The following is a 21,732-nucleotide window of genomic DNA, read 5'->3' on the forward strand; positions in this document are numbered from 1 at the left end:
ACTTAGTCGGCCTTGCCGCCGTAACCAAGAACGGTTCCACGCAGATCAGCGTCCCGATGCCGGCGTGGCCGGCTGTGCATCGCTGCGCTTCTGGCCACCGACATCGGTTTCAGCCGGCGGCTCAACCGGCTCGCCGGTGCCGTCGCCCTTCGGCTTGCGCAGATTCTTCAGGAATCCCTCGGGGTTTGCCGGAAGCTGAGCGACTAGGGCATCTCCGGATTTCTCGAGATACGGCTTGCTCTTCGCCTGCGCAGCCCATTCCGGCATCTTACCCTGGACGAGCCAGGCCAGGAACACCCAGCCGATCACGCAGATCAAGAAGCCGCGCGCAGCGCCGAAGATGAAGCCGAGGGAGCGGTCGACCGCGCCGATGCGCGAATCGAGCACGATGTCGGAGATCTTCACGGTGATGATCGACACCACGATCAGAGTCCCGAGGAAGATCGCGGCGATCGAGGCAACGAGCGCGACGGTGTCGCTGGAGACGTGCTGCTTTACCGTAGGCAGCAACATCGGGTGCAGCGTCCAGGCGACCGCGGCGGCCACCACCCAGGCCACGATGGCGAGCACCTCGCGGGTGACGCCGCGAACGGCGGCCAGAAGTGCGGAGATCATCACGATGCCGAGCACCACGAGATCGAGGATCGAAAACGGCATCGCTGTCGGCAATCGTGGGGGCTGAGGAAGGCACGACGACATCGGCCAAACCGGTTCCCCCAGAACCGCAGGCCGTCGTCTCTTGGTTACCGAATATACCCCGCCGAACCTCGGCCGTCACCCGCCGCAGGGCCGAAACACGGTTCGTAATGGCCGACCGACCGTGCGACGCGGCACGTCATCGCCAAAAAAAAGACGCCGCCCCGTATGGAGCGGCGTCTTTTCCGAAGAGTGTTTGGGGCGTCTCGCGTGCGGGGAGACGCCGAAGCACTCAGATCAAGCCGGCGACGCCTTACTTGATCTTGGTCTCCTTGAACTCGACGTGCTTGCGAGCGACCGGGTCATACTTGCGCATGGTCAGCTTCTCGGTCTGGGTGCGCGAGTTCTTCTTGGTCACGTAGAAGTAACCGGTGTCGGCGGTGGAGATCAGCTTGATCTTGACGGTGACGGCCTTGGCCATGGCGCGGCGCTCCTGAAGCGGTGTGACGGGGCATTCCGCTCGGGCGAAACGCAAAAGGCCGGGCGAAACCCCGGCCGAATTCGGCGCGGTCAATGCCCGATCGGGCCACGTCCGTCAAGGCTCACGGCGCTACACTGGCCACCTACTCGACCGATGGCGTCGACCGACTTGCACATTATTGTAATTCGCGTTCTGTCGTCGTGACGCTTGCCGATCTGCTCACGCGAGAGAGGGGCTGCATGTCCTCGTCCGACCGCTCGCTTTCGATCACCCCCGAACTCACGCCGATGATCCCGCGCTACAGCGCGACGGCGCAGGTCCTGCACTGGCTAACCTCAGCCCTGGTCGTCGCAGTGCTGCCGCTGGCCTGGGTTGCCGCGAGCCTCGCGCGGGAGGAGCCGGCCAAGCCGGTGCTCTTCACCTTCCATAAGTCGGTCGGCCTGACGATCCTTGCTTTGGTGGTGGTCCGGATCCTGTGGCGGATCGTCAATCCACCGCCGCCGGAGGTCACGGAACCGCATGGCCTCGCGCTCATCGCGAAGGCGAGCCATTGGCTGCTCTATGCGGTCTTCCTGATCATGCCGGTCACCGGCTTCCTGCTCAGCGCCTTTAACGGCAACGCGACCCAGTTCTTCTACCTATTCCCGATCCCGGGGTTCGAGAAGAACAAGGAGCTTCACGAGGCCTTCGAGACGGCTCATCTCGTCGGACAGTGGGCGGTCTACCTCCTGGTCGGACTCCACATAGTGGCGACGGCCTGGCACGTTGCGATCCGCCGGGATTACGTGCTCGACCGGATGCTGCCCCGGCAGAATCCCGATCGGCTGCTGAAGCCTCACCCCCGTGGCGGATAGGTGTGCTCGATAGCCGGGAAGCGGCCTTCGCGGACCTCGTCGGCGTAGCCTTTGACGGCCTCTTCGATATGGGCGCGCAGCGAGCCGTAGCTCTTCACGAACTTCGGTGCGCGGTCTGACAGACCGAGCATGTCCTCAAGCACGAGGATCTGGCCGTCGCATTCCACGGTGGCGCCGATTCCGATGGTGAGCGCCGTAACATCCGTTGACCGACAGATCGCGCGCGCCACCGGTTCGACGATGCCCTCCATCACGATGGCGAAGGCGCCTGCCCGGCTAATCGCCACGGCATCTGCCATCAAGGCCTTCTCGCTTTCGGCCGAATGGCCCTGCACCCGAAACCCACCCATCGTGTTCACCGATTGCGGGGTGAGGCCAATATGGCCCATCACCGGCACGCCACGCTCGACGAGGAAGCCCACGGTCTCGGCGAACTTTGCGCCGCCCTCCATCTTGATGGCGCCAGCACCGGTCTCTTTGAGCACGCGGGAAGCCGTGAGAAAGGCCTGCTCCTTACTCGCCTCGTAGGAGCCGAAGGGCAGGTCGACGACGACCAGCGCCCGGGTGGTTCCGCGCATCACCGCCTGGGCCTGCACGATCATCATCTCCACCGTGACTGGCAGGGTCGACTCCATGCCGTGCATCACCATGCCGAGAGAATCGCCGACGAGGATGAAGTCGCAATAGGCGTCGAGGATGCTCGCCGTGTGAGCATGGTAGGCGGTGAGCGAGATGATCTTGCGCCCTTCGGCCTTGCATCGCGCGAGATCGACGGCTCGGAGGCGCCGTGACTGGACGACCTGCGACATGTTTTCTTGCCTCGATCCGTTGGCCCTGCGGCGACGCGTGCCCGCGCTGCAAAGGGCAGCAGCATACACGCACATTCGCGGCATAGCGCGCGCCGCGTGTTCGATCCAATCAGGACTATCGTTGAGGAGAGAAGCAGCCCGGAGAGGTCTGCATCACATGCGTGGTACGGTAACCCGTCCCGCTTGCCCTTGTTCGGGCGTTTCCTCCCTGGACTTCGAGCCGTCTCCGGGCGTGCCTTTTTTCCGCCACATCCCGACGGGTGTCAACAGCCGTATTCGCCTCGATGCAATTGAATTCGCTGAATTTTTGGGCGCGGCTCAGCATCTGCCTCAAGGCTAGGCGGATACCCGCGAGGATTGCAACTAGAGGGTCTTTTCAAGGAAGGATTCGATCCACTCCGGTTGTGTCTCCCCAACCGAACGACCGACTTCGTCCTTGCCCTTGAAGGCGATCAGGGTGCTTTGGCTGCGCGCGTTGAAGCGGCGGACCAATGCCTTCTGCGTGTCGAAGTCGATCTCGAAGATCGCGAGGTCGGAGAAGCGTGGGCCCGTGCCGAGTTTCAGCAAAATAGGCTTTTGAACTTTGCAGATCGGGCACCACGGGGCTGAGATCGTCACCAGAACCGGTCTGCCGGCCTTCTGAGCTGCATCGAAGGCGGCTTCGTCGAAGGGTGCCGGCGCCGCCGCGAAAGCCGCCGAGCCGCCAAGGATCAAGGCCGAGGCGGCGAGAAGGCTACGGCGCGTGACCATCGATCCAGTCCCTTCTTACGTATCAGTGCTGTGGCGCGACCGGCGGAGGAGCCTTCTCCTTGGTGGACGCCGTCCAGGCCTTGTCCGCTTCGACAACGCTCGTGTCATGGGTGTCCTGCCAGCCTTCGACGCCGAGCGGCCACCAGTAAATGCGGCTGTAACCGGCGCCAATTAGCCGCTTGCCCGCATTCCAGCTCCCCCAGCATTCCGGCCGGCAGAAGGTGACGATTGGCTTCGACTTGTCGCCGCCGGTCAACTCCTCGATGCGTTTGAAGAAGGCTGCCTGTTGCTCGGGCGTGAGAGGCACGACCCCGGCTCCTGGCAACCAAACCGCGCCGGGGATCGAGCGGTGGGAGGGCAACCAGAGCGTGCCCGGCGGCAGGCCTTCCGGCTTGCGATCGGCGAGCACGACGTCGAGCAGGAGCGGCTTGTCGTTCGCGATGAGCTTGTCGAGGCCAGCGAGGTTCACCACCGTCGCGCCCTTGAGCGTCTCCGGTGTGTATCCATGCTGCGGCCCGTCGTAGAGGTCTTGCGGCTCCGGTACGTTCACCGGAGAGTCCGCCGGAGCGGCCGCCACGAGCAGCCCTGCAAGAGTTGCAAGCACGGTCACTCCGACGGCACGCCTCAAGTCGGTGCGAGCCATCGTCCGCTCAGTTGCTCGGTGACGGAGCCTGGAAGGTGTGCTCCCACTTGCCGTCCTGGTTGTCGGAGGCGACGACCTTGATCGGTCCCTTACCCTCCGGCTTGAAGCCGAAGTTGATCACGGGGTTCGACGAGATCGATATGTCGCCGTCCATGTGGAAGATCAGCTTGTCGCCGTAGGACACGTCGAGCTTCTGGATGAACCGTGCCGGCGTGTAGTCGCGTGACACCTGATTCATCTGCATCCCCGAAAAGTTCGGATGGCGGATCATCAGAGTCGCCTCGGCCGGCTTGCCGGCGCCCATTTCGCCGAACTTCATCCGCATCTCGCCCATGCCCTTCATGGCCTCCTCGTCGCTCATGCCCATCGGGGCCGAGCAACCACCGGAAGCCTTCACGAAGCTCACGGACTCGTAGAACTTCCCGTCCGTCGTCTCGGTGACGGCGTGGACGTTGGTATAGTTGTTGACACGCACCCGCAGCTTGACCTCGCCCGGATCGGCAGCTGGACCAAAGGTGAAGTGAGCGGCGTAAGGCGTCGGGTTGTCGTCGATGACGAGCGACAGGCTCTTCACCTTGTCTTTCTGCGGCATGGTTAAAGTGATCGGAACCAACGCTGCATCGTCCGCGCGCTTGGGCGCGTCGATCTTCACCATCGCATCGCTCGGCTCGATGGTCTTGCCCGCGAAGAGCTCCTTCTTGAGATCGTTCCAGCGCTCCGCGCGCTCCTGATCGGTATCTGAAGCACCGGCGGCATAAGCCATTTCGGTAGTCAGCGCCGACGCCGAGAGCGAAAGGCCGAGGGCTACGATCAAGGCTTTCATGGCTTCCTCCTGATTGTTAACGGATTTAGCGCGCTTGCCGATCCGTGGATACGTGTTCGCTGCGCGGGGGATCACTCCCACTCCAGCTCCTTGTAGGCCTGGGTGACGTTTCGCGGATTGTAGGCGTCGAACAGGACCCACTTGTCTCGCTCATCCTGCGCAACGGTCTTCGTCGCTTTCTCGATGGAGACACTCGACGCGACTGCCTTGCGCGTCTGATCGCGCAGAGCGGTGAGGTAGCGGGTGATGTTGGCGAGTGCCGGTTCGAGATCGACGGTGGTCGGACCATGGCCGGGCACAGCGCGCTTTGCGCCGAACGTCTTCAGCCGGTCGATCTCCTTGAGCCAGCCGAGAAGGCTGCCGTCGAGCGAGGGGATGCGATGGACGAACAAGAGATCGGCCGGAAACAACAGGCCGCTCTCGGAGTCCAGCATCGAGAGATCGCAGTTGGTATGTGCCGTTCCGTGTGCGGTGAAGCTGAGTTTCCGTCCGCCGAGGTCGATTTCCGCGGCATCCCTCACTTCCATCGTCGGATAGACCACGCTGCCCGCCTTCTCGGCGCCGAGAATGTCTTCGAGCCGCTTACGGTAGAAGTCGCCGCGGGACTCGAGTGCCTCGCGTAAGGCGTGGTGACCGATGAAGATCGGCTTGTCTTCGCTGAAGGCCGAGGCACCAAAGCAGTGGTCCGGATGGACGTGGGTCAGCACGACGTGGCTGATCGGCTTCTCGGTGCGTTTCCGGATTTCGCTGCGGAGCCAGGCACCATCAGCGCGACTGCCCCCCGATTCCGTGACAAGCACCGAGTCGCGGCCGACGATGAAGCCGATATTGGCAATGGCGTCCGCATTGTCGGCGCTCGCTTCGCCGTCAATGCCGCGGCGAACGAATATGCCCGGCCCAACTTCGTCGAACCTGAACGCTTCGGCCGAGCGCCCGAGGGTCGGAAGGCAGCAGAGGCAGAGGCCACCGAATACGGCCTCGCGGCGGCTGGCGCGCCAACTCATCGCGTGACCTTCTCGGTTATCGCGACGCAGAGAGTCGATCCGCCTGGCGCGGGAACGCTCATTCGCAATTTCCTCCATCTTGTCTTTCTACCATTTAGTAGGTAGTCAGAGATTAGGTCAAGATCCGCGACAAACATTCGGGTATGATCGGCAATGGCCGTGATCCCGTTAGGCACAGACGACGGGCGATGAGGGACACACGCAGCGAATTGCTGATGCAGGCCGAGGTGCTCGTAAGGGGCCGCGGGTATTCTGGCTTCAGCTATGCCGACCTCGCGGAAGCTGTCGGCATCCGCAAGGCAAGCATTCACCACCATTTCCGCACGAAGGAGGATCTCGCGATCGCTCTCGTGGCGGCCTATGACGCGCGCTACGACGACGCGCTCGCGGCGATTCTCGAGCAGACCTCTGATGGAGCCGCCCGGATCGAAGCTTATGGCCGGCTCTATCTCTCCGGTGTCGAGCAGGGCCTGGGTTGTCTCTGCGCCGCCCTCGCCGTGGAACTCGTCACGCTCCCGGAGGCCTTGCGCCGGGACATTGCCCGTTTCTTCGACAAGCACATTGCCTGGCTGGAGCGCATCCTGGCTGACGGTGTTTCAGACGGAAGTATCCGGGCGAGCGTCGAGCCTGCCGATTCCGCCCGCATGGTGGTGGCGACGCTGGAGGGCGCGTTGCTGCTGGAGCGCCTGCTTGCAGGCGCGGAAGGTTTTTCGAGCAGTTTGAGGGCGCTTGCGGGTAGTCTCAGACCAACCGCTTCACAGGAAGGGTGCTAGATCCTTCTCCGGACGCGGCGCTGCGACGTCCATTCTGTTCCACCAACCGCCGCCGAGCGCCTGGAATAGCGCCACGGTGTCCGCGTACTGATTGGCGCGGGCGCCAGCCGATGTGACGAGGGCCGACAGGTAGGCCTGCTGGCCGATCAGCAACTGCGCGCTGTTGATGGCGCCTGCTTCGAACTGCTTGCGGATCAATCCGACGCTCTCGCTCGTCGCCTTCTCGGCGGCTGTCGCCGCCGCGACCGCATCTGCGTCCGATTGCAAGGCACGCAAGGTGTCGGCGACGTTCTGGAAGGCAGTGATGACGGTCTGACGGTACTGGGCCTGGGCGACCGTCAGCGCCTCCTCAGACGCGCGTTGGCGGCGGTAGAGCGTGCCGGCATCGAAGATCGGCTGCGCGACGGTACCGATGATCGAATAGAAGCCTGCCGCGGAGGTCGCGAGTTTGGCGATTTGCAACGCGCTCGACCCGCCATTGGCGCTGATCGTGAATTGGGGCAGGCGGTTGGCGACGGCGACGCCGATGCCGGCGCTCGCCTGCTGCACCAGCGCCTCCGCGGCTTTGACGTCCGGCCTCTGCTGCACGAGCCGGGAGGGCAGACTCACGGGTATCTTGGTGGGCAGGCGCAGGCTGCCGAGCGTGAACGTCTCGCTGACCTCCTCGCTCGGCAGGCGCCCGACCAGCGCGGTCAGCAGGTTGCGCTGCTGCGCGAGCTGCTTTTGCAGCGGCGGAAGCAGTTGTTGCGAGACCGAGAGCTGAGCCTGCTGCTGGATGACGTCGGCGCTGGCGATCTGCCCGAGCGAGAGCTGCTTGTTGTAGAGGTTGAGCACCTCGACCTGCGCCGCGATGACCTTCTTCGTCGCGTCAATCTGTGCGCGAAGCGAGGCTTCCTGGATCGCGGCGAGGACCACGTTCGAGGTCAGGGTAAGATAGGCTGCTTCGAGCTGGAACCGCTGGTTCTCGGCCGTCGCCTCAAGCCCCTCGATCTGGCGCCGGTTGCCGCCGAACACGTCCGGGGTGAACGCGACCTGCACCTGTGGCGTGAATAGGCTGTAGGTCAGTTTGGTCGGATCGTTGAGCGGACTCTGCAGCTGTCCGCCGGACGCCTTGTTGTAGGAGCCCTGCCCGTTGAAGCCGACCGTGGGGAACAGGGTGCCTTTCTGAGCCTCGACGTTCTCGCGCGCCATGCGCAGCGAGGCCTGGGCTGCGTCGAGCGACGGATTGTTGGCCAGTGCCTCCTCGACGAGGTGGTTGAGAGCCTTGGAGCGGAACAGCGTCCACCACTGGCCGGGAATGTCGGCGCCCTTGACGAAATCCTGATCCGCTGAGCCGCCCTGGGCGGTCTTCATGCCGCTCGCGGCGTGCGGATCCTTGAGTGCTCCACGGGTGTAGCCGGAGACGGCTGGATCGGCCGGCGCCATGTAGTCGGGGCCGACGGCGCAGGCGGACAGCCCCGAGGCCAACGCCAGAACGGCGACGGTCGAGCGCAGGCGTTCCGATCTCCGCGTGGCTCCCAGCATGCCCCCGTCCAGCGATACGCACTGCAGCGCTGCACTGCACAGGCGCCCGCGGAGAGCCCAAGTCAACGCGAAGCTTCGGTTGCGTGCGAGCCTTTCCGGCGCCTGTTGCGGGGGCAGCACGGGTTGCACCGTGTCAGGCTGCGGTTGCCTGTCCATGGACGCCCCGCGCCTCGGAGACCCGCTGCGGACGGCGGCGCGAGAACAGGGAGATCAGGACTGGAACGACGACGAGAATGAGGTTCGGCGCCAGCGTGATTCCGCCGACGACCACTAGGGCGAGCGGCTTCTGTACCTGCGAGCCGATGCCCGTCGACACCGCCGCCGGCAGGAGGCCGACGCAGGCGGCGACGCAGGTCATCATCACCGGCCTCATGCGGATGTTGGCGGCGTTCCAGACCGCGTCCTTGCGGCTCTGCCCCTCGTCAATGAGCTGGTTGTAGTAGGCGAGCAGGATCACGCCTTCCATCGTCGAGATGCCGAACAGCGCGATGAAGCCGATCGCCGCCGAGATCGAGAACGGCGTCCCCGTCAGGACCAGCGCGAAGATGCCGCCGATCATCGCCATCGGAATTACGCTGAGCGTCAGCGCCATGTCCACCACGGAGGAGAAGTTCACGTAGAGGAGCAGCGCGATCAGCGCGAGGGTGATCGGCACCACCACCGTAAGACGCGCCACGGCGTCCTGCAGATTGGTGAACTGGCCTACCCATTCGAGGTGATAGCCAGCCGGCAGCTGCACCTCGTCCGCCACACGCTTCTGCGCCTCGATCACAGCGCCGCCGAGATCGCGGCCGCGCACCGAGAATTTGACCGGGATGTAGCGTTCCTGATCCTCGCGGTAGATGAAGGCCGCGCCCGAGACGAGGTCGACGGTGGCAATTTCCGAGAGCGGCACTTGCACGACGCTGTCGCCCTGCTGCGCGCCGATCGTGATGTTGCGGATCGTCTCCAGCGAGCGACGGTACTCTGGAGCCAAACGGACGCGCATCGGGAAGTGCCGGTCCGAGCCGTATTCGTAGAGATCGCCTGCCGCCTGACCGCCGATGGCGGCCTGGACCGTGGTGTTGACGTCGCCTGGCGACAGGCCGAACCGCGCCGCCTTGCGGCGGTCGACGTCGATCCGCACCGTTGGCTGGCCGAGCGAGGTGAAGACCGCGAGATCCTCGATGCCCGGGACCGTGGCGAGCACCGCCTTGATCTTGTTGGCCGTGGCCGTGATCTGCTCGAGATCGCTGCCGTAGATCTTGACCGAGTTCTCGCCTTTCACGCCCGAGGCCGCCTCTTGGACGTTGTCCTCAATGTACTGCGAGAAGTTGAACTCTATACCAGGGAAGTCCGCCGCGAATTTCGCCTGCAGATCGGCGATGATCTCTTCCTTGGTCAGCCCCTTGCGCCACTCGTCGATGGGCTTGAGTGGCGCCAGAATCTCGACGTTGAAGAAGCCGGTCGCATCGGTGCCGTCGCTCGGCCGGCCCTGGTGCGAGAGCACGGTGACGACTTCCGGGACCTCCCGGACGATGCCGCGGATTTTCTCGACATAGGCGTTTCCGGCCTCGAGCGAGATCGAGCCCGGCATGGTGCCGCGGATGTAGAGGTTGCCCTCCTCCAGTTTCGGCAGGAATTCCAGGCCGAGTGTCTTGCCCGCGATACCGGCGGCGGCGAGGACGGCGATCGTGATGCCGAGCGCCAACAACTTATGATTCAGGGCCATGCGCAGCACGATCACGTGGCCGAAGCGCATTGCCCGCACGATCAGAGTGTCACGCTCTTCGACGTGGTTGGGCAGGATCAGCGCCGAGAGCGCCGGCGACACCGTGAAGGTCGCGAGCAGGCCGCCGACCAGCGCATAGGCGTAGGTCTTGGCCATCGGCCCGAAGATGTGGCCCTCGACACCGGTCAGCGTGAAGAGCGGCAGGAAGCCGACGATGATGATCGTGGCCGAGAAGAAGATCGCCCGGTTCACCTCCGAGCCGGCGATGGCGATGATGCCGAGCCGCCCGGTAAGGCCGCCGGGTGGCTTCTGACCTTCACTGTGTTCTGGTTCGGCCACGTGTCGAAACACGTTCTCGACCATGATCACGGTGGCATCGACGATCAGGCCGAAATCGATGGCGCCGAGCGACAGCAGGTTCGCGGAATCGCCGCGGATCACCAGGATCGCAATGGCGAAGCCAAGCGCGAATGGGATCGTCGCGGCCACGATGATCGCGCTGCGCAGCGAGCCGAGGAACAGCCACTGAACCACGAAGACCAGCACCACGCCGAAGACGAGGTTGTGCATCACGGTGTGGGTGGTGGTCTCGATCAGGCCACTGCGGTCGTAGATCCGCTCGATCTTTACGCCCGGTGGCAGGATGGTCGATGCGTTGATCCGGTCGATCTCGGCCTCGACACGACGCAACGTCGGCAGACTCTCACCGCCGCGGCTCATCAGGACGATCCCCTCGACGACGTCGCTTTGATCGTCGTGGCCGACGATGCCGAGGCGCGGCGCGCTCGACACGCGCACCTCAGCCACGTGGCGCACCAGAACCGGCACGCCCTTGACCTGCGTCAGCATCGTCTCGCGGATGTCGTCCATGTCGCGGATCAGGCCGACGCCACGTACGACGGCCGATTGCTCGCCGACGTTCAGTGTCTGGCCGCCGACGTTGATGCTCGAATTGTTGAGCGAGTTGATCACCTGGACGAGCGTCAGGCCGTAGGCCTGGAGCCGATTCAAGTCGACGGCGATCTCGTATTCCTTGGCCTTGCCGCCGAAGGCGGTGACGTCGACGACCCCGGGGATCGCCTTGAAGCGGCGCTGCAGCACCCAATCCTGCAGTGTCTTGAGGTCGGTGGGCGAGAATCCGGCCGGTCCGGTGATCTTATAGCGCATGATCTCTCCGACGGGGCTCGTCGGGGAGATCTGCGGCTGGGCGTTGTTCGGCAGCGGCGGCAGCTGAGACAGCCGGTTGAGCACCCGCTGCAGTGCCTCCTGGTAGGTGAACTCGTAATTGAACTGCACCTTCACATCGGACAGGCCGAACAGCGAAATGGTGCGCACCACCGTGGCGTTGGGAATGCCGGCGAGCTGCACCTCCAGCGGAATCGTGATGTAGCGCTCGATCTCGTCGGCCGATTGGCCCGGCACCTGGGTAATGACGTCGACGAGCGGCGGCACCGGGTCGGGATAAGCCTCGATGTTGAGCTGCAGGTAGCTGGCGTAGCCGATCCCGAGTGTCGTCAGGAACAGCAGGAAGACCAGAACGCGCTGTTTGAGGGAGAAGACGATCAGGGCGTTCATGGCGCGTCCCGTAACGGTCGATTAAGACGCGTTGCTGCCGCTGGCGGCGCGATCGATGAAGATGGCGCCACGGGTGACGACCTCCTCACCATTCTTCAGTCCCTCGACGACCTGGACGTTATCGCCATTCGTCAGGCCGAGCTTGACGTCGCGTGCCTCGATCGCGCCGTCAGGACGAGACACCCAGACATGCGCCTTCTCGCCCTCGTAGACGACGGCCGCGCTCGGGATGCTCGGCGAGAAGCGGTCGCCGCCGGTCGTGATGGTGAAGTTTGCGAACATCTCGGGCTTCAGCGAACGGTCGGGATTGTCGAGCTCCGCCCGCACGCCGAGGCGCCGCGTCGCCGCGTCGAGGCTAGTGGCAACGTAGCTGATCTTGGCGCGAAAGATCGTGCGCGGGAATCCGACGATGCGCGCATCGATGTCCTGGCCAATACGGACCTTCGGCACCTCGCTCTCGCGCACGTTGGCGATGAGCCAGACGGTGGAGAGATCGCCGATCACGAAGAGCGGGTCGCCGCTCGACGAGATGTACTGGCCGACGCCGACCTTGCGCTGGACGATGGTGCCGGCGATCGGCGCGCGGATCTCGGTCTCGGCGCTCATACGCCCGGCCTTCTCGAAGGCCGTGATCTCGTCATCGGTCTTGCCGAGTAGGCGCAGCTTGTTGCGGACCGCCTGTAGGGTCGCCTCGGCGGTCTTCAGGTCGCTCTGCGCGGCGATGACGTCGTTCTGGGCCTGTTCGTAATCCTTGAGCGAGGTGGCGCGCGCCTGGAACAGCTCCTGTTGCCGCGACGCAATGTTCTGTTCGAGCTTGTAGAGCGCCTGGGCCTTGTTGAGCCCGTTGATCGCACCCTGATAGTCGTTCTGGGCCTGAACCATGTCGCTGGCCTCGATGGTCAGCAGCACCTGGCCGGCCTTCACGTCGTCGCCGGCCCGCGCCAGCACCTTGGTCACGCGGCCCGAATAGGGCGAGCTGACCGGGACGTTGTCGTCCTCATTGACGGCGATGCGGCCCTCTGCGGCGTATTCCGGGCGAAAGGTCCCTGGCGCGACCGGCTTGATCTCGAGAGCGGTGCGCTGCTCCTTCGTCGGACGGAAAACGCGCTCGCCAGCATTGGCGGTCTTTGCCTCAGGCTTGTTGCCGGCAGTCTCCTTGACCTCGTTCTTGCCGGGCATGACGCTCTGCGCGATGGCTATGGCCTTTTCGGCAAGGTCGCGCACAGGCTGTGGCCAGATCGCAACGGCTGCGACCAAGGCGACGACGATCGACAGAAGAATCCCGAGACGCAGCATCGATCGGCGGGGCCGCTCGCGAGTCTCCTCGAAATAAGCGCGGGCAGAATCTGCCTCGGGCTCAACGGGTTTGCGCGCGTCCATGCTGTCTCGGGCTCGTGGTCACGGTGCTGCGGCCATCGTCGATCGAAGCGAATCAGCGATGGAGCCCGCGCGTCGCGACGCACAGAACTCCTTGATCCGGCTTCTGTAAGGCAGGGCACGCGACATCGCTCGTTGCCTCCCCCAGCGACAGGCGCCGGGCGGCCTGAACTGCCAAGCTTGAACGTCGCTGACAAGTGCCATCAGCGACGGATGGCAATGGCGAAGGATCCTCGGCACAGCCGCAATGGATGCCTTCTAACGCGAGCCCGATGACACAATATGACAGAGTGCTAGGTCATCCACCGACGGCCATCACCGCCAGCAACTCTACGGGTTCTCATGTCCGATACCGCGCGCCCCTCTTCGGAGAAGATTCCCGTCACCGTGCTCACCGGCTACCTTGGGGCCGGCAAGACGACGCTCCTCAACCGGATCCTCACCGAGAACCATGGCAAGCGCTACGCCGTGATCGTCAACGAGTTCGGTGAGATCGGCATCGACAACGATCTCGTCGTTGGCGCTGACGAGGAAGTGTTCGAGATGAACAACGGCTGCGTCTGCTGCACCGTGCGCGGCGACCTGATCCGCATCATGGACGGCCTGGTGAAGCGCCGCGGCAAGTTCGACGCCATCATCGTCGAGACGACTGGGCTCGCCGACCCGGCGCCCGTCGCGCAGACCTTCTTCGTCGACCAGGATGTCGGCGAGGCTGCGCGCCTCGACGCGGTCGTCACGGTCGCCGACGCGAAGTGGCTGTCGGATCGCTTGAAAGACGCTCCGGAGGCAAAGAACCAGATTGCCTTCGCCGACGTGATCCTCCTCAACAAGTCCGACCTCGTCGAGCCGGCCGACCTCGACCGGGTCGAGAGCGAGATCCGGGTGATCAATCCCTTCGCCAAGATCCACCGCACGCAAAACTGCGCCGTGCCGCTCGATGCCGTCCTGGAGCGTAATGCATTCGATCTCGCCCGTATCCTGGAGGTCGAGCCGGAATTCCTCGAGGAGGGGCATCACCACCATCACGACTCGGAAATCCAATCGATCTCGGCGCGGATCGATGGTCCGGTGGATCCGGAGACCTTCATGCCGTGGATCTCGACGCTCACGCAGGAGCAGGGGCCTGACATCCTGCGCTGCAAGGGCATCGTCGCCTTTCCGGACGAGCCGAAGCGCTTCGTGTTCCAGGGTGTCCACATGATCCTTGACGGCGATCTGCAGGCCGATTGGCGGGACGACGAGCCTCGCGTCTCACGCGTGGTGTTCATCGGCCGCAACCTTGATGCGGAGGCTATCCGAAAGGGTTTCCTGGCTTGCAAGGCATAGGGCGAACGGCTTCGTTCGACCCACTGTCAGCTCCTCCAACGGGTTAGCTGTACAAGAGGGAAAATCCGCATGGCGCCGCCGCTCCGGCGCGGCAGCGACCGATGATTTCACCGTTGACCGAACCCCTCGGCGCATGTCCTGTTCTTCTTTCGTTCTCATCTGGTTCGAAGGATAGGTCCATGCCGAGGAATGCGTATGCCGAGCCACATGAGCAGCCCGGCTGTCCTGTGGAGGACATCGTCACAGCCTATCTCGCGACGACGCATGGCGACGCTCGACTGGCTCTGCGCTGTGCCGTAACGGACGCGCTCTCGGACCTGATGGCGGCGGAGCGCCGTGCGCGGGATCGCAGCCGCCTGATTTCTCGCGGCTACGTCCGCGGACGATTCGAGGAGGCCGAATGAGCCTGGAGGCTCATTCCTCGCTGCTCCCGGCATTGTCGAGGGCTTCGAGCGCGGCTGGAAACTTCGCGAAGCGGGCGCGCAGCCGGCTCTCGTCCTGCTCGACCGTGTTGCATCTCAGCCGGAAGCGGGCCTGCGCGATCTGTGTGCCCCGCTCCGCATCCGTGGCCTCCTCGCCGGCCCAGTGATTGCACTCGGCAAGACGCTTCACGAAGGCCGCGACCTCCGGCGGCGGTGGCGCGGCCTTCGGGGTCGTGAGATCCAGAAGCTCTTGAGCCGACACTGGAGAGGCGGCCAAAAGGAGGAGCGCCGCCAGGGCAGAGCGCGGAAGGAGAGAGGATGGCGACATCGCGTGAATCTTCCGAAAAGCTCGGTCTGCCCGATTGTGCTGCCGACTCGTTCCGCAGTCACCGGGATAATGCGGCCCGCTGTGACGCCCAGCGCCTCGAGAGACCCGTCGCAAGTCGGGCGCCAAGATGGTTTCGCATACCTGCCGCCCGGACTGTTAACAGGTTCGCCGGATGGTAGATGGTGTCATGCGCGCCGCCCTCGCCTCGCTCGCCCTCGTTGTGACCGCGGGCGCGGCTTATGCCGGCGTGACCCGTGACACCCTCTGGGTCGTGACACGAACCTGCGTCGCTGCCCAGGCCACTTTCGGCAAACCCTTCCCCTGCCTGCGTGTCGATCTCGGCAGCCACGACCGACCCGGCTTCGCCATCTTGAAGGCTCCCCTGCTGAAGACGGAGGTCGTGGTAATGCCGACCGACCGGATCGCCGGCATCGAGGATCGTTCATTGCGCAAGGCGTCGGGCGCTGCTTATTGGCGGGGCGCTGCCGAGGCGCGTCACTTCGTCACCGACGCGCTGAAGGGCCGGCTCGATACCAGCGATGTCGCATTTGCCGTGAACTCGCAGGGTGGGCGCTCGCAGGATCAACTGCACATCCATCTCGACTGCGTTCGCCCGACGGTGCGCGCAGCGCTCCGCGCCCATTCGGGTATCTTCACGGCCGACTGGCGCCCCCTGCCCTTCCTGCTCGGAGGCGAGCGCTATTACGGGAAGCTTGTTCCGGCGGACACCCTGGATCGCCTTAACCCCTTCGAGCAGCTCGCGCATCTGCCGGGTCCGCACGATCTGCGGGCAACGAGTCTTGCCATGATCAGCACAGCTCCGGGCGATCCCGTGCCTGGTGCCTACCTGCTGGCTTATCGGGCGGGCGACAGCCATGCGGAATGGCTGCTCGACCACGACTGCGCACTGGCCGCGACGACGGCGGCTCAGTAGCGACGAGGGGCGGTTCGGGCGCGCCTCGTTCGGCGCTTCCGCTTCGGTTTCGCCGCGGGTGCGGTCTTGGTCATCGCATCGAGTGCGAGGCGCTGCTGGGCGCGCATGGCGTTCGTGGCGTGACCCATCCACCATGAAGCGGCTTGGTGGGCGGAAGAGAGCCAAAGGCTCATCACCGGGTTTTTCATGACAGCCTCCAAAGGGGGCTAACGGCCGACCCGCACAGATGTCCCGGAGGCGGGGCTTCGCCTTTCGTGAATCTCAACCATTCGGTGGTTTGATCACGGCTTGTACGGGACCGCGTGTTTGCGGGAGGGCGCCTGAAGCGGGGCGTCGTCTCGCGCGTTGCGTCGGGCGGTCCTCGGAGCGCGTCGAGCCATGTCGTCCACGGCTGCCGCCCTGCCCTCGCATGACAGCGCGGGCGCATGGGCCGAGATCCCCCTCGTCGCGGCCCTCCGAGGGCTTGCGAAGGTCATGCTCGCGGCCTTCATCTTCTTCGCCTGCTTCGCGTTTTCCGAAACCTCGCCCTACGACCTGATCGCGCTGCCCACGATGGCGCTCTGGCTGGCGCTCGGCATCCGCCTGCATCGCGGAGTGATGCCGCTGGTCGGCCTGTTGCTGCTTTATCTCGTCGCCATCGGCACGAGCCTGATGCCCTATTTGGCGGAACCTTTCCCGGTCACCTGGACGATCCAGCTCATCTATCTCGTGCTCACCTCCATCATCTTCGCGATGATCTTCTCCGACAACACGGAGAGCCGAATGGAGCTCGCGCTCAAGGCCTACACGGTGAGCTGCGTGTTTTCGGCCTTTCTCGGCCTGATCGGGTACCTGCAGATCCTCGGCATCGAGGATCTGTTCTACAAATACGACCGCGCCTCCGGCACCTTTCAGGACCCGAACGTGTTCGGCTCGTTCCTGACGCTCGGCGCGCTCTACCTGATGCACGGGCTGCTCACCGGCACGACGCGGCGGCCGGTCGTGTCCTTCGCCGCGCTGCTGGTGATCCTCGCCGGCATCTTCCTGTCCTTCTCGCGCGGCTCCTGGGGCGGGACGGTGGTGGCGACCGGGCTGATGATCCTCTCGGTCTATCGCACCAGCGCCTCGCCGCGGCTGCGCCGCAGGATCGTCGCGCTGAGTCTCGTGACCCTGGCGATCGGTGTCGTCGCAGTGATCGGGCTGCTCTCGATCGACCAGGTCCACAAGATGTTCGAGGCTCGCGCCGCGGTCACCCAGGACTACGACGAGGGCGAGACCGGGCGCTTCGGCAACCAGATCCGCGGAATCGGCATGCTCCTGGAGATGCCCTTCGGCATGGGCCCGATGCATTGGCGCCTGATCTTCAAGCTCGAGCCGCACAACTCGTATATCGGCAGCTTCGCCAATGGCGGCTGGCTCGGCGGCGCGACCTTCATCGTCCTCGTGGTGGCGACCGCCTTCGTCGGCTTCCGGCTGATGAGTCGGGACACGCCCTTCCGCGCCCATGCGCAGATCGTCTGGCCGGCTCTGATGATGTTCTTTCTGCAGGCCATGCAGATCGACATCGAGAAATGGCGCCACGTCTACATGATGCTGGGCATGGTCTGGGGGCTCGAGGCGGCCAGACTGCAATGGCTGTCGCGCCGGCACCGCGCCGCATAGGTCCCGAACGTCCCGTTAACCCCGCGTTAACGACGGTTAACTATCGATCCTCCAGGCGGCCATGCGAACAACTCAGAATTGCGGGCCGGGTCGACCTGCCTCAGGGGGGGCTTGTCCGGTGATCTCGCATCCGTCGGTCGAAGCGGACCGTCTGGCCGCGCTCCGCGCACTGCACATTCTCGATACGCCGTCGGAAGAGCATTTCGAGGCCGTCTGCCGCACGGCCAAGCGGATGTTCGGGGTTCCCACCGCCCTGGTCTCGCTCGTCGATGCCGACCGGCAGTGGCTGAAGAACGAGTGCAGCCCCGGCATCCAGAACCTTCCGCGCTCGGTGGCCTTCTGCGACCACACGATACGCAGCGATGCGGTCCTCGTCGTCGCCGATGCCACCCGCGACCCGCGCTTCGCGTCGAACCCCCTCGTGACCGGCGCGACGAACCTGCGCTTCTACGCTGGCGCGCCGCTGATCCTGCGCTCCGGCATCCGTGTCGGGGCGTTGTGCCTGATCGATACGGCGCCGCGCAGCTTCACCGACGACGATGTCGCGGCGCTGCGTGATCTCGCGGAGATCGTGGTCGCGCATCTGCGCCTGCACGAGGCCAACGAGCAGCGAGAGCGCGAGGCGGAGACCCGCAGGGCCCGCGAGCAGGTGATCGAAGCGCAGGCCTCGCAGTTGCGGATGCGCGAGGCGGCGCTCGGCGATGCGAACCGCCTCCTGACGCTGGCCGAGACCATCGCGCATGTCGGCCACTGGCGGGTCTCGCTCGCCGATGGCGCGACGGTGTGGTCGGACGGCACCTACGGCATCCTCGGTCGCGACACCGCTGCGCCGGTGCCCACGCTCGCCGAATCCCTGGCGGAGATCTATCATTTAAACGATCGCGAGCGCGTGAGCGCGATCGTGGCGGCGGCGGTGCAGGAGGGCGCCGTCTTCGCCTTCGAGGCGACGATCGTGCGTCCCGACGGCGAGGCCCGCGATGTCGCGGTTAGTGGTATCTGTGAGACGGGGCGGGACGGCGACGTTGTCGGCCTGTTCGGCACCATCCTCGACATCACCGAGCGTAAGAGCGCGGAGGCCGCGCTCGCGCAGAGCGAAGCGCGCTACCGTATCCTGGCCGATGCACTTCCGGTTCTCGTCTGGGCCGCTCACACCGAGAACGGGACGGCGACCTACACCAACACCTGCTTCAACGACTATTACGGCCCGATCGGCCCATCCCGCGCCGATCGCCGCCGCCGCGCCCATCCCGACGATGTCGGGCGGCTGGATGCCGCATGGCTCGGTTCGCGACACGGCGACCGGCCGTTCAACGTCGAGGTCCGGCTGCGACGGCACGACGGGATCTATCGCTGGCATAGGATCGTGATGATCCCGATCGCGCCGTCCGAGGAGGGCATGGCCGCGGAATGGCTCGGCACTGCGCTGGACGTCGACGACATCATCACGACGCAGAAGCGGCTCGAGGAGACCGGCGACCTGCTGCGTCTCGCCCAGGAAGCCGCCGACGCGGGCTCCTGGGACTTCGACATGCGCGCCGGCATCGTCGCATTGGATCGCGAGCACCAGCGGCTCTACGGGCTGCCCGAAGAGAGCGAGCTCTCGGTGCCCACAGCGACCTGGACCGGCCTCGTCCATCCCGATGACCGCGTCGGCGTCTGGGACGCGGTGCGGCGCGCCACCGACACCCATACCGACTACGTGGCCGAATACCGGATCATCGGTGGCGCCTCCGAGCGCTGGATGCATGCCTGCGGCCGCGTGCTCTATGACGCCGACGACCGGCCGATCCGTATGGTGGGCCTCAGCTTCGACGTCACCGAGCGCAAGCAGGCCGAGGCCGCGCTGCAGAGTGCAATAGCCGCTGCCGAGGCCGCGCGCGCGGAGGCAGAGCGCGCGAGCGAGGCGAAGAGCGAGTTCCTCGCGGCGATGAGCCACGAGATCCGCACGCCGTTGAACGGCATCCTCGGCTACGCGGACCTGCTGCTCGAAGGCAGGCGGCATAGCCGCGAGGACCAGCGCCGGCTCGAACTGATCCAGGGATCGGGCGCCGCGCTGCTCACCGTGGTCAACGACATCCTCGACTTCTCCAAGATCGAGGCTGGCCAGTTCGAGCTCGATCCGATCGCGTTCGCGCTGCACGGCCTCGTCGACAACACCGTCTCGATCGTGCGCGGAAGCGCGCTGAAGAGCCCGCTCTCGCTCGCCTGCCGGATCGACCCTGCTTTGCCGACCTTCGCGTTCGGCGATGCGAGCCGCCTGCGCCAAGTCCTGCTCAACCTGCTCAACAATGCCGTGAAGTTCACCCCGGCCGGTTCGGTGACGCTGTCGGTGGAGCACGAGGGCTCGCGCGTCTCGGCGACGGGCGAGACCGTGGAGGCGATGCGCTTCTCGGTATCCGACACCGGCATCGGCATCGCGCCGGAGCAGTTGGAGCGCCTGTTCAAGCGGTTCAGCCAGGTCGACGGCTCGATCAGCCGTCGCTTCGGCGGCTCGGGGCTCGGCCTCGCGATCTGCCGGAATCTCGTGACGATGATGGGCGGCGAGATCGGCGTCGAGAGCGAGATCGGCGTCGGCTCGACCTTCTGGTTCACGCTGGCGCTGCCGCGACGAGAGAGCGTACCGGAACTGGCCTCGGAAACGCTTCCCTTGTTCGCGACCCCAGAGTCGGAGCCAGCCGCGGCACACGAGGATGAGAAGCCCGCCCGCGTGCTCCTCGTCGAGGACGTGAAGATCAACCAGGAGCTCGCCCGGGCCGTCCTGGAAATCAAGGGATACCGCGTCGACATCGTCGAGGACGGAGCCGACGCAGTGGCGACGGTGCGCGCGACGGCAGACGGCCCGAACCCCTACGACGTCGTGCTGATGGACGTGCAGATGCCCGGGATGGATGGGCTGACGGCGACCCGCCTGATCCGCCAGATGCACGGCCATGCCGGCCAGGTGCCGATCGTCGCGATGACGGCCAATGTTCTGCCCAGGCAGATTGATGATCTGCAGGCGGCCGGCATGGACGACCATGTCGGCAAGCCGTTCAAGCGCGCCGAACTCTACGCCGCCATCGAGCGCTGGGTCGGGCGCGAGCGCAGCCGGCGGACCGGACAGGCGGCCTCAGCGAGCACTCCCGCGGGGACGCGCCCCCGCGAGGCGATCCTCGACCAGGACGCCTTCGCCAGCATCAAGGAGCGAATGGGTGCGGACCGCATCCAGGCCCTGCTGGTCCTGCTGGAGGAAGAGCTGCAAGCGCGTTTCGCCGCGACGGATCTGCAAAATTCCGACGTGGTCGACCGTGCCCAGCTGGCTCACGACGCCCACGCGATGGTCTCTGCCGCCGGCATTCTCGGCTTCGTCAGGCTGTCGCGGCTCTGCCGCGAGGTCGAGGCGGCCTGCCATGCCGGTGACGACCTCGTCCCCCTGATCCGACGGCTCGCCGAACTGCGCGGCGGAGCAATCCAGACCATTCAGGAACTGCGCGCGGCCTGAGCGTTCAGCCGTCGCCTTCGGCAAGCGGATCGCCGGTCCACTCCGTAGCGAACGCCGCGAGATGGCGTGAGTCCTGGAAGGCGAGCACGGTCACCTTGCGCTCGGCCGGCGGCGCGCCCGGATAAGGCGCGAGCAGAACCTTCTCCTGCGAGAGCCGCGCGCCGGGCGTCTGGCTCTCGATCCAGGATTGCGCTTCCGGAGTCAGCGTTTCGGGGTCGGCGAGCGCCCGCGAGTCGGCCCGCAGCACGATGATGGTCGAGGGAAGCGATGGATTGCTCCCCCGAAGCTGCTGGATGATGTCGATCATCGCTCGAACTGCCGCGTTACTCGGCGAAGTCGTTGATCTGGACGGCGGGCTGCGTGTCCGTGAAGTTCGGGATGTCGCCGAAGATCTCTTCGCCGTGTGCCTGCGCTGCGGCCGCGAAAGCGTCGGCGGATTCGAACCTGAGCAAGGCCATCACCTGGAATGGCGGAGGCGTACCGTCCGGCGTAGCGACGCCCTTCACCACCTCGTAGCCGTGCAGGCCCTTCGACGACCAACGCTCGCTTACCAGCGGCATGTGCGTCTTGAGATAGTAGCTCATGTCGAAGCGCGTGCCCGCGCCGCCCGGATACATCACGCTGATCAGGACCATGGCGT

The 21,732-nt window shown here is 65.1% G+C and carries 20 protein-coding genes; 7 read left to right on the plus strand and 13 right to left on the minus strand.

All coding sequences use genetic code 11. The features are described 5' to 3' along the window. Positions 1–45 precede the first annotated feature (45 nt). Positions 46–657 (minus strand): CvpA family protein, encoded by a 612-nt coding sequence (locus tag HCU64_RS07985; RefSeq protein WP_233383297.1) that lies wholly within the window; start codon positions 655–657, stop codon positions 46–48. A gap of 292 nt (positions 658–949) precedes the next feature. Next, a complete protein-coding gene (gene rpmG, locus HCU64_RS07990) occupies positions 950–1,117 on the minus strand; it encodes a 50S ribosomal protein L33 (RefSeq protein ID WP_007565747.1) in 168 nt (55 codons plus the stop codon). A gap of 239 nt (positions 1,118–1,356) precedes the next feature. Between rpmG and HCU64_RS07995 the strand changes: the two genes are divergently transcribed. Next, entirely contained in the window at positions 1,357–1,971 is a 615-nt protein-coding gene (locus HCU64_RS07995) for a cytochrome b (protein WP_233383298.1), read from the plus strand. Here HCU64_RS07995 and panB read toward each other — a convergent pair. The 5 genes from panB to HCU64_RS08020 all read right to left on the minus strand — a co-directional run bounded on the left by panB (position 1,953) and on the right by HCU64_RS08020 (position 6,000). Next, positions 1,953–2,780 carry a 3-methyl-2-oxobutanoate hydroxymethyltransferase gene (gene panB, locus HCU64_RS08000; protein ID WP_233383299.1) on the minus strand — a complete coding sequence of 276 codons (828 nt, stop codon included), beginning with the start codon at positions 2,778–2,780 and terminating at the stop codon, positions 1,953–1,955. The genes HCU64_RS07995 and panB overlap by 19 nt on opposite strands. A 363-nt stretch (positions 2,781–3,143) precedes the next feature. Further along, positions 3,144–3,530: a thioredoxin family protein gene (locus HCU64_RS08005; protein ID WP_233383300.1), complete on the minus strand. Its 387-nt coding sequence runs from the start codon at positions 3,528–3,530 to the stop codon at positions 3,144–3,146. A 22-nt stretch (positions 3,531–3,552) separates the two neighbouring features. Continuing rightward, a complete protein-coding gene (locus HCU64_RS08010) occupies positions 3,553–4,173 on the minus strand; it encodes a rhodanese-like domain-containing protein (protein WP_233383301.1) in 621 nt (206 codons plus the stop codon). Between the two features lie 7 nt (positions 4,174–4,180). Next, positions 4,181–4,996, minus strand: a complete 816-nt coding sequence (locus tag HCU64_RS08015; RefSeq protein WP_233383302.1) for a quinoprotein dehydrogenase-associated SoxYZ-like carrier — start codon at positions 4,994–4,996, stop codon at positions 4,181–4,183. A 71-nt stretch (positions 4,997–5,067) separates the two neighbouring features. Next, positions 5,068–6,000: a quinoprotein relay system zinc metallohydrolase 2 gene (locus HCU64_RS08020; RefSeq protein ID WP_233383303.1), complete on the minus strand. Its 933-nt coding sequence runs from the start codon at positions 5,998–6,000 to the stop codon at positions 5,068–5,070. 188 nt (positions 6,001–6,188) lie between these two features. Here HCU64_RS08020 and HCU64_RS08025 point away from each other — a divergent pair, with 188 nt between their 5' ends. Beyond that, positions 6,189–6,773, plus strand: a complete 585-nt coding sequence (locus HCU64_RS08025) for a TetR/AcrR family transcriptional regulator (protein WP_233383304.1) — start codon at positions 6,189–6,191, stop codon at positions 6,771–6,773. Here HCU64_RS08025 and HCU64_RS08030 read toward each other — a convergent pair. The 3 genes from HCU64_RS08030 to HCU64_RS08040 form a co-directional block, all read right to left on the minus strand. Continuing rightward, positions 6,756–8,297: an efflux transporter outer membrane subunit gene (locus tag HCU64_RS08030; protein ID WP_233383305.1), complete on the minus strand. Its 1,542-nt coding sequence runs from the start codon at positions 8,295–8,297 to the stop codon at positions 6,756–6,758. The two genes, HCU64_RS08025 and HCU64_RS08030, sit on opposite strands and share 18 nt — an antisense overlap. A gap of 133 nt (positions 8,298–8,430) precedes the next feature. Then, positions 8,431–11,583 carry an efflux RND transporter permease subunit gene (locus HCU64_RS08035; protein ID WP_233383306.1) on the minus strand — a complete coding sequence of 1,051 codons (3,153 nt, stop codon included), beginning with the start codon at positions 11,581–11,583 and terminating at the stop codon, positions 8,431–8,433. A gap of 21 nt (positions 11,584–11,604) precedes the next feature. Next, entirely contained in the window at positions 11,605–12,963 is a 1,359-nt protein-coding gene (locus HCU64_RS08040; RefSeq protein WP_233383307.1) for an efflux RND transporter periplasmic adaptor subunit, read from the minus strand. Positions 12,964–13,302: 339 nt separating this feature from the next. Here HCU64_RS08040 and HCU64_RS08045 point away from each other — a divergent pair, with 339 nt between their 5' ends. Further along, positions 13,303–14,286, plus strand: coding sequence for a CobW family GTP-binding protein (locus HCU64_RS08045; protein WP_233383308.1), 984 nt, complete (start codon positions 13,303–13,305; stop codon positions 14,284–14,286). A 179-nt stretch (positions 14,287–14,465) separates the two neighbouring features. Continuing rightward, the gene (locus HCU64_RS08050) at positions 14,466–14,690 is read left to right on the plus strand and encodes a hypothetical protein (protein ID WP_233383309.1); all 225 of its coding nucleotides are present in this window, start codon (positions 14,466–14,468) and stop codon (positions 14,688–14,690) included. Between the two features lie 10 nt (positions 14,691–14,700). Here the strand turns inward: HCU64_RS08050 and HCU64_RS08055 are convergent, their stop codons facing one another. Further along, positions 14,701–15,036: a hypothetical protein gene (locus tag HCU64_RS08055; protein WP_233383310.1), complete on the minus strand. Its 336-nt coding sequence runs from the start codon at positions 15,034–15,036 to the stop codon at positions 14,701–14,703. Positions 15,037–15,223: 187 nt separating this feature from the next. On the opposite strand from HCU64_RS08055, the gene HCU64_RS08060 reads away from it, so the two are divergent. From HCU64_RS08060 to HCU64_RS08070, 3 genes are all read left to right on the plus strand, one after another. After that, positions 15,224–15,970, plus strand: coding sequence for a CDP-diacylglycerol diphosphatase (locus HCU64_RS08060; protein ID WP_233383311.1), 747 nt, complete (start codon positions 15,224–15,226; stop codon positions 15,968–15,970). Positions 15,971–16,348: 378 nt separating this feature from the next. Continuing rightward, entirely contained in the window at positions 16,349–17,611 is a 1,263-nt protein-coding gene (locus tag HCU64_RS08065; RefSeq protein ID WP_233383312.1) for an O-antigen ligase family protein, read from the plus strand. Positions 17,612–17,729: 118 nt separating this feature from the next. Further along, complete coding sequence (locus HCU64_RS08070) at positions 17,730–21,092, plus strand: ATP-binding protein (protein WP_233383313.1); 3,363 nt, start codon at positions 17,730–17,732, stop codon at positions 21,090–21,092. Positions 21,093–21,096: 4 nt separating this feature from the next. Here HCU64_RS08070 and HCU64_RS08075 read toward each other — a convergent pair whose 3' ends face one another. Together HCU64_RS08075 and HCU64_RS08080 are read right to left on the minus strand one after the other, a co-directional pair. Then, positions 21,097–21,399, minus strand: coding sequence for a hypothetical protein (locus HCU64_RS08075; RefSeq protein WP_233383314.1), 303 nt, complete (start codon positions 21,397–21,399; stop codon positions 21,097–21,099). Positions 21,400–21,415: 16 nt separating this feature from the next. Next, complete coding sequence (locus tag HCU64_RS08080; protein ID WP_233383315.1) at positions 21,416–21,727, minus strand: EthD family reductase; 312 nt, start codon at positions 21,725–21,727, stop codon at positions 21,416–21,418. Between the last annotated feature and the right edge of the window lie 5 nt (positions 21,728–21,732).

It is taken from the genome of Methylobacterium sp. C25 (assembly GCF_021352225.1).
Lineage (GTDB): Bacteria > Pseudomonadota > Alphaproteobacteria > Rhizobiales > Beijerinckiaceae > Methylobacterium.

What these genes read in the sequence shown, in the direction of transcription:
- HCU64_RS08075 (WP_233383314.1), bottom strand. Translation starts at nt 21,399, where the DNA reads ATGATCGACATCATCCAGCAGCTTCGGGGGAGCAATCCATCGCTTCCC.
- HCU64_RS07995 (WP_233383298.1), top strand. Translation starts at nt 1,357, where the DNA reads ATGTCCTCGTCCGACCGCTCGCTTTCGATCACCCCCGAACTCACGCCG.
- HCU64_RS07985 (WP_233383297.1), bottom strand. Translation starts at nt 657, where the DNA reads ATGCCGTTTTCGATCCTCGATCTCGTGGTGCTCGGCATCGTGATGATC.
- HCU64_RS08030 (WP_233383305.1), bottom strand. Translation starts at nt 8,297, where the DNA reads ATGCTGGGAGCCACGCGGAGATCGGAACGCCTGCGCTCGACCGTCGCC.
- HCU64_RS08035 (WP_233383306.1), bottom strand. Translation starts at nt 11,583, where the DNA reads ATGAACGCCCTGATCGTCTTCTCCCTCAAACAGCGCGTTCTGGTCTTC.
- HCU64_RS08010 (WP_233383301.1), bottom strand. Translation starts at nt 4,173, where the DNA reads ATGGCTCGCACCGACTTGAGGCGTGCCGTCGGAGTGACCGTGCTTGCA.
- HCU64_RS08060 (WP_233383311.1), top strand. Translation starts at nt 15,224, where the DNA reads ATGCGCGCCGCCCTCGCCTCGCTCGCCCTCGTTGTGACCGCGGGCGCG.
- HCU64_RS08080 (WP_233383315.1), bottom strand. Translation starts at nt 21,727, where the DNA reads ATGGTCCTGATCAGCGTGATGTATCCGGGCGGCGCGGGCACGCGCTTC.
- HCU64_RS08025 (WP_233383304.1), top strand. Translation starts at nt 6,189, where the DNA reads ATGAGGGACACACGCAGCGAATTGCTGATGCAGGCCGAGGTGCTCGTA.
- HCU64_RS08065 (WP_233383312.1), top strand. Translation starts at nt 16,349, where the DNA reads ATGTCGTCCACGGCTGCCGCCCTGCCCTCGCATGACAGCGCGGGCGCA.
- HCU64_RS08015 (WP_233383302.1), bottom strand. Translation starts at nt 4,996, where the DNA reads ATGAAAGCCTTGATCGTAGCCCTCGGCCTTTCGCTCTCGGCGTCGGCG.
- HCU64_RS08050 (WP_233383309.1), top strand. Translation starts at nt 14,466, where the DNA reads ATGCCGAGGAATGCGTATGCCGAGCCACATGAGCAGCCCGGCTGTCCT.
- rpmG (WP_007565747.1), bottom strand. Translation starts at nt 1,117, where the DNA reads ATGGCCAAGGCCGTCACCGTCAAGATCAAGCTGATCTCCACCGCCGAC.
- HCU64_RS08020 (WP_233383303.1), bottom strand. Translation starts at nt 6,000, where the DNA reads ATGAGTTGGCGCGCCAGCCGCCGCGAGGCCGTATTCGGTGGCCTCTGC.
- HCU64_RS08040 (WP_233383307.1), bottom strand. Translation starts at nt 12,963, where the DNA reads ATGGACGCGCGCAAACCCGTTGAGCCCGAGGCAGATTCTGCCCGCGCT.
- HCU64_RS08045 (WP_233383308.1), top strand. Translation starts at nt 13,303, where the DNA reads ATGTCCGATACCGCGCGCCCCTCTTCGGAGAAGATTCCCGTCACCGTG.
- HCU64_RS08055 (WP_233383310.1), bottom strand. Translation starts at nt 15,036, where the DNA reads ATGTCGCCATCCTCTCTCCTTCCGCGCTCTGCCCTGGCGGCGCTCCTC.
- panB (WP_233383299.1), bottom strand. Translation starts at nt 2,780, where the DNA reads ATGTCGCAGGTCGTCCAGTCACGGCGCCTCCGAGCCGTCGATCTCGCG.
- HCU64_RS08005 (WP_233383300.1), bottom strand. Translation starts at nt 3,530, where the DNA reads ATGGTCACGCGCCGTAGCCTTCTCGCCGCCTCGGCCTTGATCCTTGGC.